11 protein-coding genes are annotated in these 14,160 nt (G+C 71.8%); 3 read left to right on the forward strand and 8 right to left on the reverse strand.

Going from position 1 to position 14,160, the window contains the following annotated elements; all coding sequences use genetic code 11:
• Positions 1-246 precede the first annotated feature (246 nt).
• Entirely contained in the window at positions 247-1,215 is a 969-nt protein-coding gene (locus ABKA19_RS00560) for a helix-turn-helix transcriptional regulator (protein WP_162376913.1), read from the reverse strand.
• A gap of 229 nt (positions 1,216-1,444) precedes the next feature.
• Between ABKA19_RS00560 and ABKA19_RS00565 the strand changes: the two genes are divergently transcribed.
• Positions 1,445-2,179 (forward strand): hypothetical protein, encoded by a 735-nt coding sequence (locus ABKA19_RS00565; RefSeq protein ID WP_353687186.1) that lies wholly within the window; start codon positions 1,445-1,447, stop codon positions 2,177-2,179.
• Positions 2,180-2,213: 34 nt separating this feature from the next.
• Here ABKA19_RS00565 and hemC read toward each other — a convergent pair whose 3' ends face one another.
• From hemC to acs, 7 genes are all read right to left on the reverse strand, one after another.
• Positions 2,214-3,122 carry a hydroxymethylbilane synthase gene (gene hemC, locus ABKA19_RS00570; protein ID WP_353687187.1) on the reverse strand — a complete coding sequence of 303 codons (909 nt, stop codon included), beginning with the start codon at positions 3,120-3,122 and terminating at the stop codon, positions 2,214-2,216.
• A gap of 260 nt (positions 3,123-3,382) precedes the next feature.
• Positions 3,383-4,105 carry a LytR/AlgR family response regulator transcription factor gene (locus ABKA19_RS00575; RefSeq protein WP_353687188.1) on the reverse strand — a complete coding sequence of 241 codons (723 nt, stop codon included), beginning with the start codon at positions 4,103-4,105 and terminating at the stop codon, positions 3,383-3,385.
• The gene (locus ABKA19_RS00580; RefSeq protein ID WP_162376910.1) at positions 4,102-5,148 is read right to left on the reverse strand and encodes a sensor histidine kinase; all 1,047 of its coding nucleotides are present in this window, start codon (positions 5,146-5,148) and stop codon (positions 4,102-4,104) included. The genes ABKA19_RS00575 and ABKA19_RS00580 overlap by 4 nt, the downstream gene beginning before the upstream one ends.
• A gap of 3 nt (positions 5,149-5,151) precedes the next feature.
• Positions 5,152-5,817, reverse strand: coding sequence for an alpha/beta hydrolase (locus ABKA19_RS00585; RefSeq protein WP_353687189.1), 666 nt, complete (start codon positions 5,815-5,817; stop codon positions 5,152-5,154).
• Between the two features lie 35 nt (positions 5,818-5,852).
• On the reverse strand, positions 5,853-7,760 hold the full coding sequence (gene mdoH, locus ABKA19_RS00590) for a glucans biosynthesis glucosyltransferase MdoH (RefSeq protein WP_353687190.1): 1,908 nt from the start codon (positions 7,758-7,760) through the stop codon (positions 5,853-5,855).
• 221 nt (positions 7,761-7,981) lie between these two features.
• A complete protein-coding gene (locus tag ABKA19_RS00595) occupies positions 7,982-8,650 on the reverse strand; it encodes a response regulator transcription factor (RefSeq protein ID WP_162376907.1) in 669 nt (222 codons plus the stop codon).
• Positions 8,651-8,761: 111 nt separating this feature from the next.
• A complete protein-coding gene (acs, locus tag ABKA19_RS00600) occupies positions 8,762-10,705 on the reverse strand; it encodes an acetate--CoA ligase (protein WP_353687191.1) in 1,944 nt (647 codons plus the stop codon).
• Positions 10,706-11,027: 322 nt separating this feature from the next.
• Between acs and ABKA19_RS00605 the strand changes: the two genes are divergently transcribed.
• Entirely contained in the window at positions 11,028-12,434 is a 1,407-nt protein-coding gene (locus ABKA19_RS00605; protein ID WP_353687192.1) for a DcaP family trimeric outer membrane transporter, read from the forward strand.
• Between the two features lie 14 nt (positions 12,435-12,448).
• A complete protein-coding gene (locus ABKA19_RS00610; RefSeq protein ID WP_353687193.1) occupies positions 12,449-14,110 on the forward strand; it encodes an MFS transporter in 1,662 nt (553 codons plus the stop codon).
• The last annotated feature ends 50 nt before the right edge of the window (positions 14,111-14,160 follow it).

Here is a 14,160-nt window from a genome sequence, read left to right on the forward strand (position 1 = left end):
GCTGCGATGCGCACTTCGTTGCGCGTGGGGACCGGTTCATCGGCGACCCGACGAAAGGCGGGTCCTGGCGGCATCCCGGCACACCGACGCCCCGGGTCGCCCATGAGGATGGGCTCCTACGACAGAGCGCGCGGCCTTTCCCCTGCAGGAGCCGATTCATCGGCGACCCGGCGACGGGTACGGACGACGTCCCGGGACACCGATGCCCCAGATCGCCCATGGGGATGGGCCCTGCAGGAGGCCGCCTCAGCGGTCGTACTGCGACAGCGCCAGCGACAGCAGCGACTTGGCCTGTTCGCGCAGCATGGTCGGCTCGACGATCTCGGCATCGGCGCCGTAGTGGAGCACGTCCATCAACAACTCGCGGGGCACGCTGTAGGGCACCTTGAGCTCGTAGCGCCCATCGGCCAGGAACCGGCCCTGCTGCTTGGAGTGCCAGTGCTCGTCGGCCACCCAGCGCGCGACCTTCGGGCTGAACACGATCGTCGCCCAGCCCTTGGGTTCGCCGGAAAAGATGCCGTAGCTGGACGCCAGGTGCTGGTCCAGCACGGCTTCCTCGACGTCTCGCGCCGGCGCGTCCTGCAGCCGCGCCTGGCTGACCCGGTCCACGGCGAAGCTGCGCAGCGCCTCGCGGTCGTGGTCCCACGCATCGAGGTACCAGTTGTCGCGGTAATGGGTGATGCGCTGCGGCGAGACCTTGCGGCGCGTGGTCTCGTCGGTGGAGCGCGCGCGGTACTCGAAGGCGAGCTGGCGCCGTTCCAGCACCGCCGAGGCCACCATCCGGAAGCTGTTCTCGTCCAGGCGCCGGCCGCGATGCGGAATCACCCGCACCCGTTCGACCGGCCAGCGGCTGGCGCCCGCCTGGGCGGCCAGCAGACCCTCGATCCGCTGCTGCAGCGGTGCCAGCACGGTCGACAGCACCCCGCCGCCGGTACGCCGCAGCAGCTGCTGCGAAGCCAGCAATGCGTAAAGTTCCTCCGAGCTGAGCCACAGGCCGGGCAGCTCGAAGCGGTCGCTCTCGCCGGCCGCGTAGCGGAAGCCCGCCTCGCCGTCGCCTTCCACCGGCGCCATCAGCGCATCGCGCAGGAAGGCCAGGTCGCGGTACACGGTGGCGCGCGAGCAGCCCAGCTCCTCCTGCAACCGCGGCACCGTCACCGGGTAACGCGCGGCCTTGAGGATGCGGTGCAGCGCGTTGATGCGTTCGTAGCGGTCCATGGGCCGATTATGGCGCGGTTGCGGCGGCCCCCGCGACTGGCCTGCGCGGATTGCCGACCGGTGCCCCGGAACGGCATGGCGGTCGGTGGCAGAATCGCGGTCGGGACGGGACGGCCACGCGTGGTGGCCGGGCCCGCCGAACCGGGGAGAGCTGATGGAATCCAGGAGTGGGAAACGACCGCCAGCGGCCGCGGGCGGATCGACGGGCGCGGCCTCGACGCGCGGCGGCGTGCACGCGTTGCTGCTGTCGTTGTGCGGCGCCGGCTGCGGGCTGGTGCTTTGGGTGGCCCTGAGCAGCGCGCTGCTGCTCGGCAACAGCGCGACCCAGCGCAAGCTGGTCGACCTGCAGGCCTGGGGACTGGGCCTGGGCGTCGTGCTTGCCGCTGCCGGACTGGGCCTGCTGCTGCCGCGCCCGGCCGTGCCAGGGCGCTGGTGGCTGCGCGGGCTGGTCGCGCTGGCGCTGCTGCTGGCGAGCGGCGCCACGCTGGCGCTGCTGCAGTGGCGATACGGATCCGAGCCCGGGCTGCTGCTGGCCGTCGCCGTGGTGGCCTGCGCCAGCGCCCTGGCCACGATCGCGGCGCTGGCGCTTCTGGATGACGGCGAGGCGGGACCGCTGCTCTCCGTGCACCTGGCATTGGCGTTGCTGGGAGGCGCCGCCCTGTTCTTCGCACTGATGGTGCTGCGCTGGCAGGGCCCGCTGCCGGCCGCCGGCCCGGTACCTTCGCTGGCCCTGCTGGCGACGGTCACCGCCGTGCTGTTGCTGGCCCTGTGGCAGGCGCGCGGCGGACTCGGTTCCCGGCTGCGGTCGCCCATGCACTGGCTGGTGCTGGGCCTGGTCGCGGGGCTGCCGCTGCTGCTGGCCGGCCTGCTCTACGTGTGGCCCGGCTCGGCGGGCGCGATCTGGCCGCTGGTGGCGCTGTCGATCCTGGCCGGATCGGTGCTGGAATACCGGCAGGCGCACTGAGCCGACCCAGGCGCGCCCGCCGCTGCCGGCGCGATCAGTCCAGGAAGCGTCCCGCCCCCTGCGCCAGCAGGTCGGCCGCCACCGACCGTCCCAGCGCCTGCGGCTGCGTGGCGTCGCCCTCGCCTTGCGCCGACACGCCGCTGCCGTCGCTGGCCGAACCGACCCACGCACGCAGTCGCAGGCGCTCGCCGTCCAGCTCGGCATACGCGGCCACCGGTACGTGGCAACTGCCGTGCAGCGCAAGGTTGAGCGCACGCTCGGCTTCGATCCGCACGCGGGTCGGCACGTGCTCGAGCACGGCCATGCGCTCGCGGGTGCGTGCGTCGCCCACCCGCGTCTCCACCGCGACCACCGCCTGCGCAGGCGCCGGCAACCAGTCCGGCGGCGCCAGGCGGTCGCGGATGCGCGCGTCCAGGCCAAGGCGCTCCAGGCCGGCGCAGGCCAGGACGATGGCGTCGTACTCGCCCGCATCGAGCTTGGCCAGGCGGGTGTTGACGTTGCCGCGCAGGTCGCGCAGCTGCAGGTCCGGACGGCGCGCGCGCAGTTGCGCCTGGCGCCGCAGCGACGAGGTGCCGACCACGGCCCCGTGCGGCAACGCGGCGATGCCGTCGAAGGCGTTGCTGACGAAGGCATCGGCCGGGTCGGCGCGTTCGAGTACGGCCGGCAGCTCGAAGCCCGGTTCCAGCTGCATCGGCACGTCCTTGAGCGAGTGCACCGCGCAATCGGCCTCGCCGCGCTGCATCGCCAGTTCCAGCTCCTTGAGGAACAGGCCCTTGCCCCCGATCGCCGCCAGCGAGCGGTCCAGCTGCTCGTCGCCGCGGGTGCTCATCGGCACCAGCACGACCTCCAGCCCGGGATGGGCGGCGCGCAGGCGCGCGGCGACGTGTTCGCTCTGCCACAGGGCGAGCGGACTCTTGCGGGTGGCGATGCGGAGGCTGTCCATGCGCGCATTATCCCGGATAGGCGCCGGGCGGCGGTAACCGCGCTTGCGTGGACTGCGGATGCAGCAGCCTGTTCATCGGCCACGGGCGCCCGGATCGCGAGGGCGCCGCGGGTGCGGACGGTGCCGGGTCGCGGACGGGCCCGGCGCCTGCAACAGCCCGGGCCGGTGGCGGGCGTTCCACGTGTGCCAGCGCATGGGCGCCGGGCACCGGCGTGCTGCGGTCCGCCGGAAGGTCGCGACAGCCGGTCTTCCGGAAGAGGTCAGAGGTGGCGCAGCGTCTGCCGCAGCTGCGGCACGCAACGCCGGCTGACCTCCAGCGGCGTGCCCCCGCTGCGCAGCATCGCCATGACGTGGCCGTCGGTGCCGCGGCGCAGCTCGACCAGCTCCTGGCGCGCGACCAGGCAGTTGCGGTGGATGCGGACGAAGCGGTCGGCGAACTCGTCCTCCAGCGACTTCAGCGACTCCTCGATCAGGTCCTCGCCGCGCGCGTGGTGCACGACCACGTACTTCTCCTCGGCCTGCAGGTAACGCACGTCCTCCAGCGGGATCAGGCGCAGGCTGCCGCGCAGGCGCGCACACAGGTGGGTGCGCTTGCCGCTGGCGGTCGCCGGGCGACCGGCGAGGAAGGTGCGCACGCGCTCAAGCGCGGCGGCCAGGCGCTCGGGGCGCACCGGCTTGACCAGGTAGTCGAGGGCGGCGGCCTCGAACGCCGACAGCGCATGCGCGTCGTACGCGGTGCAGAACACCACCGCCGTGGGCGGCGTCGCCGCCGCCAGCCGGCGCGCGGTTTCCAGCCCGTCGATCCCGGGCATGGCGATGTCGAGCAGTACCGCGTGCGGCCGGTGCACGGCGCAGGCATCGAGGACCTGCTGGCCGTCGCCGGCCTCGGCCACCACTTCCACCCCGGATTCGTCGGCGAGCAGCATCCGCAGGCGCTCGCGCGCCATCGGCTCGTCGTCGGCGATCACCAGTTTCAGGCTCATGCGTCCAGGGGCAAAGTGACCTCGCAGGCATAGTAGCCGTCGCTCCAGCCGGCCGTCACCCGCGCCCGCGGGCCGAAGCGCCAGGCCAGCCGGTGGGCGATGCTGCGCTGGGCGTGGCCGGCGCCGCGGTGCAGGCTGGCCAGCGACGGGTCCTGCGGCGGCGCCGGATTGCGCACCCGCAGGTGCAGCGACTGCGCGTCCGTCCACAGGGCGATCGACACCGTGCCGCCCTCCGGCAGCCGCGACACGCCGTGCAATACCGCGTTCTCCACCAGCGGCTGCAGCACCAGGCGGGGCAGCGGCAGTTCCCACGGCAGCGGCTCGCTGCGCTCCCAGGCCACCTGCAGCCGGTCGCCCAGCCGCAACTGTTCGATCGACAGGTACTGCGCCGCCAGTTCGCATTCGGCGGCCAGGGTCGACTCGCCCTCGCCGGCCCCGAGCGCGGCCCGGAACAGGTCCGACAGGTCGAGCACCGCGCGCTCGGCGACGGCCGGGTCGCGCCGCAGCAGCCCGGCGATGAGGTTCATGCTGTTGAAGAGGAAGTGCGGGCGGATCCGCGCCTGCAGCGCGTCAGCCTCGGCCCGGGCATTGGCCTCGACCTGGGCCGCCCAGCGGTCGCTGACGTAGAAGTGGCGCAACGCCAGCGCCACGATCAGCACCGTGACCGCCGCGCTGCCGCTGGTGAAGCGCCAGAAGCCGACGCCCAGCGGTTCGGCGCCCAGGGTGCTGTACAGCGCGTGCACCACGCCGGCCCCGGCGAAGGCCACCGCCGCGGCCACCGCCAGCGCGGCCAGCGCGCCCAGCCGGTGCGACAGCCGCGAAAGCGGTGCGCGCAGCTTGCACAGCAGTACCGCCACCGCCAGCGCCAGCCACATCGCCAGGCCGCAGGCGGACAGGAACCGGTAGGCGCTCCAGCCTTGCGCACCGTCGGGCGCCAGCGCCAGCACCACCACGACCAGCGCCGCCAGTCCCAGCAGCGCCGCCAGCCGCGGCAGCCGGCACAGGTCGGGGAACCAGGGCTGGTCGCGGCGCGGGTCGCGCATCGCTCAGGCCGCCAGCCGCCGGTCCAACCAGTCGCCCAGGTCGGCGATCTCCTCCGCGCAGACCTGGTGCGCCATCGGATAGCGGTGCCACTGCACCTCGAACCCGGCCCGCTCCAGCATCTGCGCGCTGGCCTGGCCGTACTGCACCGGGATGACCGGGTCGCTGTCGCCATGGGCGAAGAACACCGGCTGCGCCACCGCGTTGGGGTGGCGCTGCGCGGCGGCCGCGGCGCCGCCGGGCAGGTAGGTCGACAACGCGACCAGGCCGGCCAGCGGTTCGCTGCGGCGCAGGCCGGCCGCCAGCGCGATCGCCCCGCCCTGCGAGAAACCGGCCAGCACGATCCGCGAAGGCGCGATGCCACGCGCGGCCTCGTGCGCGACCAGCGCTTCTACCTGCGCCACCGATTCCTCGATCCCGCCCGCATCGGCGCGGGTGGCGAAGTCCATGCCGGTGATGTCGTACCACGCGCGCATGCGCATGCCGCCGTTGATCGTCACCGGGCGCACCGGGGCGTGCGGGAACACGAAGCGCAGCGCCGGCCAGTGCGGGCGCAGCAGCTCCGGCACGATCGGGGCGAAGTCGTGGCCGTCGGCACCCAGCCCGTGCAGCCACAGCACCGTCCATGCCGGCGCCGGGCCGGTCTCCTGCTCCACGCATTCCAGCCGCATGATCGGTTTTCGTCCTTCCCCGGTAGACGCCGGCATTATGCCTGCGCGGCCGCCGCGGCCGCGCGCAGTTCGGCGGCGCGGCGCAGCACCGGCGGCGGATCGAGCTCCTCGGGGATGCACAGGATCCGGTGCCGGCGCAGCCAGCGTCCGGGCGTGCGCGCCGAGGAAATCCACACCGTCGGAATGGCCAGGACCATGCCCACCACCACCGGCGCCATCCACAGCGCCAGGCCCGGCGACACCGCCCACGCCAGCGCACCCATGAACAGGCCGAACAGGCTCAGCCCCGCATAGCCCTGCACCAGGCTGGAGAACGGCACGCTGCCGTCGTCGCGGCGCTGCGCTTCCCAGCCCGAGTCGCGGCCGGCCAGCACCTCGGCCACGCCGCGCGACTGGCGGTACATCACGATCGGCGCCATCAGCGCGGCCAGCAGGCTTTCGATCAGCACGCCGGCGAAGGCGCGCAGCCCGCCGCCGGCGCCGCGCCGGGCCTGCGGGTCGAGCACGGTGGCGATGTAGCCGAACACCTTCGGCGCGAACAGCACGCCCATGGTCGCGGCGAACAGCCACGCCACCCGCTCGGCGTCGCGCGCGGCCCAGTAGCGCAGCGGCGAGAAGCCCGGCAGCTGGAAGCCGTCCCAGACCAGGTCGGAGCTGTAAAGCGGGATGGCCAGGCCGACCAGCATCAGCATCGCCCACATCGGCGCGGTGAAGTAATGGCCGATGCCGACCAGCATGTGCGTGCGGCTGACCCAGTGCAGGCCGGCGCTGCCGACCACCTTGCCATGCTGCAGGTTGCCCTGGCACCAGCGGCGGTCGCGCACCAGCAGGTCGGTCAATGACGGCGGACCCTCCTCGTAGCTGCCGTCCAGCTGCGGGACCAGGTGGATCGCCCAGCCGCCGCGCCGCATCAGCGCCGCCTCGACGAAGTCGTGGCTGAGGATGTGGCCGCCGAAGGGCTTGCGCCCCGCCAGTTCGGGCAGGCCGGCGTGGTCGGCGAAGGCGCGCGTGCGCAGCATCGCGTTGTGGCCCCAGTAGTTGCCTTCACTGCCGTGCCACCAGGTCACGCCGCGGGCGATGACCGGCCCGTACACGTGTCCGCCGAACTGCTGCATGCGCGCGAACAGGGTCTGGCCGTTGACCACCCGCGGCAGGGTCTGGACCAGGCCGACGCCGGGATGGCGCTCGACCGCCGATGCCAGCCGCACCAGGGTGGCGCCGCTCATGACGCTGTCCGCGTCGAGGATCAGCATCTGCGGATAGGCGCCGCCGAAGCGCTGCACCCATTCGGCGATGTTGCCGGCCTTGCGCCCGCTGTTGTCGGCGCGGCGCCGGTAGAACAGGCGGCCCTCGCCGCCGGTGCGCGCGAGCAGCGCACGGAATTCCTCCAGCTCGGCCGCGGCGACCTCCTCGCGGCGGCTGTCGCTGAGCACGAAGAAATCGAAGGCGTCGAGCTGGCCGGTGGCGGCGACCGATTCATAGACCGCCTGCAGGCCGGCCATGATCCGGGCCGGATCCTCGTGGTAGGTAGGCATCAGCAGCGCGGTGCGCGTGGCCAGGCGGGGCAGCGGGCCGTCGCGCTCGATGCCGAGCGGCAGGCGGTCGCGCCCCAGCATCAGCACGAAGCCGGCGGCGGCACTGACGCTGGACAGCGCGATCCAGGCGAACAGCGCCACGAACAGCACCAGCAGCACCAGGTCGAGCACACTGAGGCCGCCCACGCGCAGCACCTGCAGCATGCCCATCGTCGCCATAGCGGTCAGCGCGGCGGTGCCGCCGATCACCAGCAGGCGGCGCCAGCCGATGCCGCGCGGCGAGGTCGGCGGCCGCTGCGACGCGAGCCGGCCCTCGCGCAGCGACTGGCCGGGCATCGGCAGCGGCGATTCGACCGCCGGCAGCCAGGTCGTGGCCGCGGGCGCGGGGGTGGCGGCCGGGGCGGTCATCGAGGCACCTGGCGCCGTCGGGCGGAAGGATCGGAAGCTGCGACCACGTGGCTCTCCTGGCGTCGCGACGGCTGCGCCCCACGGCGCCGGGGGCTCGTCCCGCCCCGCTATTGTGCGGCGCACCACCCGGCCGGCCGCAAGCGGCGGCGCAGCAGCCGTTCAGGCCCGAGGCCCGGTAACCGCTTCCAGCCGGGGCGCCGAACCGCCGTGCTTCGGTCCGCTCAGTCGTGCTCTTCGGGCGGGGCCACGACGCCGTCCGGATCCACCGCCAGGCGACCGGCCATCAGCACCGCCTGGGTCCGGTTGCCCACCCCGAGCTTGCGCAGCACCGCGGTGACATGGGCCTTGATCGTCGCCTCCGAAACGCCCAGGTCCCACGCGATCTGCTTGTTGAGCCGGCCCTCGCCGAGCATCTGCAGCACGCGGAACTGCTGCGGGGTGAGCTCGCGCAGGCGCTGCGCGACGGCCTGCTCGTCGCGGTCCATCGCCGGTGCGGCGGCGGCGGCGGCCGGCGCCCAGCGTTCCCCCTCCAGGACCAGGCCGATCGCCTCGCCGATGGTGTCCGAATCGGCCGACTTGGGGATGAAGCCCAGTGCGCCGTGGTCCAGCGCACGGCGCATGACGCTGGGCTCCTCGCGCGCGGACACCACCACGACCGGCAGCTGCGGGTGCAACGCGCGCAGGTGCACCAGCGCGCTGAAACCGTGCGCGCCGGGCATGTTGAGGTCCATCAGCAGCAGGTCCGCGTCCGCATGTGCCTCCACCAGCCCGTACAGCGCGTCGACGCTGTCGGCCTCGCACAGGGTCGCCCCCGGCAGGATCCGCTGCACCGCGCCGCGCAGGGCCTCGCGGAACAGCGGATGGTCGTCGGCGATCAGGATCGTGGACATGCGGGGGAGGCGCTCGGTTGCAGTGGATTCGGCCGGACCAGTATGCGGGCCGATGCCCTGCGGCACGAACCGGCGGATCCCTCCCGCTCCGCCGGTGCCGCCGGCATCACGTCATTTCACCTTGCGCTCGCTGACCAGGGACTCGACCACCGACGGATCGGCCAGGGTCGAGGTGTCGCCGAGCTGGTCCGGGGCGTTCTCGGCGATCTTGCGCAGGATCCGGCGCATGATCTTGCCCGAGCGCGTCTTGGGCAGGCCCGGCGCCCACTGCAGGTGGTCCGGCGTGGCGATCGGCCCGATCTCCTTGCGCACCCAGCCGACCAGCTCCTTCAGGAGTTCGTCGCTCTGCACCTCGCCGGCCTTGAGGGTGACGTAGGCATAGATGCCCTGGCCCTTGATGTCGTGCGGGAAGCCGACCACCGCCGCCTCGGCCACCTTCGGATGCAGCACCAGCGCGCTCTCCACCTCGGCGGTGCCGATGCGGTGGCCGGAGACGTTGATCACGTCGTCGACGCGGCCGGTGATCCAGTAGTAGCCGTCGGCATCGCGGCGGCAGCCGTCGCCGGTGAAGTAGGTGCCCGGGTAGGTGCGGAAGTAGGTGTCGATGAAGCGCTGGTGGTCGCCGTAGACCGTGCGCATCTGGCCCGGCCAGGAATCGAGCAGGACCAGGTTGCCCTCGGCGGCGCCTTCGAGCGGCTCGCCGCCGGCGTCGACCAGCGCCGGGCGCACGCCGAAGAAGGGCAGCGAGGCCGAGCCCGGCTTGAGGTCGGTGGCGCCGGGCAGCGGCGAGATCAGGATGCCGCCGGTCTCGGTCTGCCACCAGGTGTCGACCACCGGGCAGCGTCCGTCGCCCACCACCTCGTAGTACCAGCGCCAGGCTTCCGGATTGATCGGCTCGCCGACGCTGCCGAGCAGGCGCAGCGAGGCGCGCGAGGTCTTCTTCACCGGCGCCTCGCCCTCGCGCATCAGCGCGCGGATCGCGGTCGGGGCGGTGTAGAAGATGGTCACCTGGTGCTTGTCGATCACCTCCCAGAAGCGCGACACGCTGGGGTAGTTGGGCACGCCCTCGAACACCACCGAGGTGGCGCCGTTGGCCAGCGGGCCGTAGACGATGTAGCTGTGCCCGGTCACCCAGCCCACGTCGGCGGTGCACCAGTAGATGTCGTCCTCGCGCAGGTCGAACACCGCCTCGTGGGTGTAGGCCGCGTACAGCAGGTAGCCGCCGGTGGTGTGCAGCACGCCCTTGGGCTTGCCGGTCGAGCCGGACGTGTAGAGGATGAACAGCGGGTCCTCGGCGTCCATCCGCTCCGGCTCGCACTGCGCCGGCTGGCCGTCGACCACGTCGTGGAACCAGCGGTCGCGCGGCGCCTGCATGTCCACCGCGCCGCCGGTATGGCGCACCACCAGGACGGTCTCGACGGAGTTGGTGCCCGGCAGCTTCAGCGCGGCGTCGACGTTGGCCTTGAGCGGTATCTTCTTCGAGCCGCGCAGGCCTTCGTCGGCGGTGATGACCAGCTTGCTGCCGCAGTCGGCGACGCGGTCGGCGATCGAGTTCGGGGCGAAGCCGCCGAACACCACCGAGTGGATCGCGCCGATGCGGGCGCAGGCCAGCATCGCCACCACCGCGTCGGGGATCATCGGCAGGTAGATCGTGACCCGGTCGCCCTTGACCACGCCCAGGTTGCGCAATGCGTTGCCTAGCCGGCACACGCGCTCGTACAGCTCGCGGTAGGTGACCTTCTGCGCCGGCGCGTCCGGGCTGTCGGGCTCGAACAGCAGCGCGGTCTTGTCGCCACGCGTGGCCAGCTGCCGGTCCAGGCAGTTGACCGAGGCGTTGAGCTGCCCGTCCTCGAACCAGCGGATGCGGAAGTCGTCCAGCGCATAGCTGACGTCCTTGATCCGGGTCGGTTCGCGGAACCAGTCCAGGCGCCCGGCGGCCTTGCGCCAGAAGCCCTCCGGGTCCTCCACCGACTCGCGGTACAGGCGCTGGTAGTCGTCCTTGCCGATCCGCGCGCGCGCGGCGAACTCCGGCTTGACGGGGTACAGGTCGGACATCGCTACTCCCTCCTCAAGGCTCCCGGCGGTCCATCGCCGGCGCCGGCGGCGCGCGATGGACGGGGCGCCAGTTTGACGCATCCACCGTGACGCATTGCAGCAGGGAGGGCTAGACCTTGGTCGAATCGACGTGCCGCCGCGCCGCGGCCGCGGCCGCGCAACGCGTGTTGCCGCGGGCCCAGGCCGGCGGCGGGGGCCGCCTTCGACTAATGGCGAATAGGCGCTCCGCCCGTCCGCTGCGCAGTCTCCGTGCACCGGCCGCCTCATCGCGGCCACTCGTCGATCCGCGGTGCATGCCACCACTACGAGGGAGAAAGGGGAAATGAGCAGACATCCATCCAGGCTCTTGCGGCGGCCGCTGGCGGCCGCGTTGCTGGTGGCGATCGTGGCGCCGGGCGCCGCGTTCGCGCAGACAGCGCGCGAGAAGGCGCTCGAGGCGCGCGTGGCCGAGCTCGAGCGGCAGGTGCAGATGCTGGTCTCGGCGCAGCAGCAGCAACAGTCGCAGATCACCACCACCCAGGAACAGGTGGCGCAGGTCCAGACCGCGCAGGCGGCCGCGCCCGCCGTCGCGGCGGTGCCGGCCGGCAAGCAGCCGATCCAGAGCACCACGATCACGCCGGCGGGCAACCCCGGGTCGGTGTTCACGTACGGCGGCTTCATCAAGCTCGACGCGATGGTGACCGACACCAGCGACGGCCGCATCGCCGACGGCTCGTCCGGCCGGATGTTCTACGTGCCCAGCACCATCCCGGTGGGCGGCCCCGGCGCCGACGGCGGCGATCCCTATACCGATTTCCACGCCCAGTTCTCGCGCTTCTGGCTCAGCGCCGACCACGTCACCGAGGGCGGCGACAAGCTCAAGGGCTACGTCGAGATGGACTTCTTCGGTGGCGGCAGCAACGCCCTGGCCGGCAACGAAGTGGCCACCAACACCTACGCGGTCACCCTGCGCCAGGCCTACGTGAGCTGGAACAACTGGCTGGCCGGCCAGACCTGGTCCAACTTCCAGGACGTGGCCGCGCTGCCCGACGCAGTGGACTTCGTCGGCGTGACCGACGGCACCGTGTTCGTGCGCCAGGCCCAGGTGCGCTACAGCAACGGCCCGTGGTCGGTGGCGCTGGAGAATCCCAACACCACGCTGCAGGCCTACGCGCCGAACTCGCCCATCGCCGGCGCACGCACCACCACCGGCGACAACAACATCCCCGACCTGACCGGCCGCTACAACATGAAGGGCGACTGGGGCCACCTCTCGGTGGCCGGCATGCTGCGCCAGTTCAAGGCCGGGGACAACACCGATTCGGGCGGCGCGGTCAGCGTGTCGGGCAAGTTCAACGTGGGCGCCAGCGACGACATCCGCTACATGGCCAACTACGGCAGCGGCATCGGCCGCTACATGGCCTTCGGCCTGGGCAGCGACGTGATGCAGGACGCCAGCGGCGACATCGAGGCGCTGGACGGCTGGGGCGGCTTCGTGGCCTGGCGCCACGTGTTCAGCCCGAAGCTGCGCACCAACCTCATGTATTCGATGGCGTCGTTCGACAATGACGTGGGCCTGGTTGGCTGGGGCGTGACCGAGCGCTCGCAGTCCTACCACGCCAACCTGATCTATTCGCCGTTCCCGAAGCTGGACATCGGCGCGGAGATCGGCTGGGGCCAGCGTTCGCTCGAGGATGACCGCGAAGGCGACCTCAAGCGCTTCCACACATCCGTCAAGTACAGCTTCTGAGGGAGGGGATCCACATGAGCGCGACAACGCACCACCATTCGCCGCAGGGCGAACTCGGCAAGGGCCACAAGAAGGTGATCTTCGCCTCGAGCCTGGGCACGGTCTTCGAGTGGTACGACTTCTACCTGTACGGGTCGCTGGCGGCGATCATCGCCAAGCAGTTCTTCAGCGGCGTCAACGAGACCACCGGCTTCATCTTCGCCCTGCTGGCCTTCGCCGCCGGCTTCGCGGTGCGTCCGTTCGGCGCGGCGTTCTTCGGCAGCCTCGGCGACCGCATCGGCCGCAAGTACACGTTCCTGGTCACCATCGTGCTGATGGGCCTGTCGACCTTCATCGTCGGCATCCTGCCCACCTACGCCACCATCGGCGTGGCCGCGCCGATCATCCTGATCCTGCTCCGGCTGGCGCAGGGCCTGGCGCTGGGCGGCGAGTACGGCGGCGCGGCGACCTACGTCGCCGAGCATGCGCCGGACGGCAAGCGCGGCCTGTACACCAGCTTCATCCAGACCACCGCCACGCTCGGCCTCTTCCTCTCGCTGCTGGTCATCCTGACCTGCCGCCTGAGCCTGGGCACCGAGGCGTTCGAGGCCTGGGGCTGGCGCATCCCGTTCCTGGTCTCCATCGTGCTGCTGGGCATCTCGGTGTGGATCCGCCTGCAGCTGAGCGAATCGCCGCTGTTCCAGCAGATGAAGGCCGAGGGCAAGGGCTCCAAGCAGCCGTTCCGTGACTCGCTCAAGGGCGGCAACCTCAAGCTCATGCTGCTGGTGCTGCTGGGCGCCACCGCCGGCCAGGCCGTGGTCTGGTACGGCGGCCAGTTCTACTCGCTGTTCTTCCTGACCCAGGCGCTGAAGGTGGACGGCACCACCGCCAACCTGCTGATCGCCGGCGCACTGGCCCTGGCCACGCCGTTCTTCATCGTCTTCGGATGGCTGTCGGACAAGATCGGCCGCAAGAAGATCATCCTGGCCGGCTGCCTGCTGGCGGCGCTGACGTACTTCCCGCTGTTCAAGGCGCTGACCCATTACGCCAACCCGGCCGTCGAGGAAGCCCGCGAGAACGCGCCGGCGATCGTGCATGCCGATCCGTCGACCTGTTCGTTCCAGTTCGATCCGGCGGGCGTGCGCAAGTTCACCAGCGCGTGCGACATCGCGACCGCGGCCCTGACCAAGGCCGGCGTGCCGTACACGGTGCAGGCCGCGCCGGCCGGCACCGTCGCCCGCGTGGAGGTGGGTGGCGCCTCGTTCGAGTCGTACGACGCGACCGGCCTGGCCAAGGACGACGCCAAGGCCAAGGCCGCCGCGCTGGCGGGAACGATGAAGGCGGCCCTGACCGCGGCCGGCTATCCGGAGAAGGCCGATCCGGACCGGATCAACATCCCGATGACGCTCGCCATCCTGTGGGTGCTGGTGATCTACGTGACCATGGTCTACGGCCCGATCGCCGCCTACCTGGTCGAACTGTTCCCGACCCGCATCCGCTACACCTCCATGTCGCTGCCGTACCACATCGGCAACGGCTGGTTCGGCGGCTTCCTGCCCGCGATCTCGTTCGCCCTGGTGGCGGGCACCGGCAACATGTACTTCGGGCTGTGGTACCCGATCTGCATCGCGCTGCTGACCGTGGTGGTGGGAACGCTGTTCCTGCGCGAGACCAAGGACGTGGACATCTCCAGGTAGTCCCCTCCCCCGCCGGCGGCGACGCCGGCATCCCCCCGGCGCCGGCCCCT

Origin of the sequence: Pseudoxanthomonas sp. Soil82 (genome assembly GCF_040446535.1) — a bacterium.
GTDB lineage: Bacteria > Pseudomonadota > Gammaproteobacteria > Xanthomonadales > Xanthomonadaceae > Pseudoxanthomonas > Pseudoxanthomonas kaohsiungensis.

Bases quoted from the DNA above. Each gene is read 5' to 3' on its own strand.
- ABKA19_RS00560 (WP_162376913.1), bottom strand. From the start codon at position 1,215: ATGGACCGCTACGAACGCATCAACGCGCTGCACCGCATCCTCAAGGCC.
- hemC (WP_353687187.1), bottom strand. From the start codon at position 3,122: ATGGACAGCCTCCGCATCGCCACCCGCAAGAGTCCGCTCGCCCTGTGG.
- ABKA19_RS00575 (WP_353687188.1), bottom strand. From the start codon at position 4,105: ATGAGCCTGAAACTGGTGATCGCCGACGACGAGCCGATGGCGCGCGAG.
- ABKA19_RS00580 (WP_162376910.1), bottom strand. From the start codon at position 5,148: ATGCGCGACCCGCGCCGCGACCAGCCCTGGTTCCCCGACCTGTGCCGG.
- ABKA19_RS00585 (WP_353687189.1), bottom strand. From the start codon at position 5,817: ATGCGGCTGGAATGCGTGGAGCAGGAGACCGGCCCGGCGCCGGCATGG.
- mdoH (WP_353687190.1), bottom strand. From the start codon at position 7,760: ATGACCGCCCCGGCCGCCACCCCCGCGCCCGCGGCCACGACCTGGCTG.
- ABKA19_RS00595 (WP_162376907.1), bottom strand. From the start codon at position 8,650: ATGTCCACGATCCTGATCGCCGACGACCATCCGCTGTTCCGCGAGGCC.
- acs (WP_353687191.1), bottom strand. From the start codon at position 10,705: ATGTCCGACCTGTACCCCGTCAAGCCGGAGTTCGCCGCGCGCGCGCGG.
- ABKA19_RS00605 (WP_353687192.1), top strand. From the start codon at position 11,028: ATGAGCAGACATCCATCCAGGCTCTTGCGGCGGCCGCTGGCGGCCGCG.
- ABKA19_RS00610 (WP_353687193.1), top strand. From the start codon at position 12,449: ATGAGCGCGACAACGCACCACCATTCGCCGCAGGGCGAACTCGGCAAG.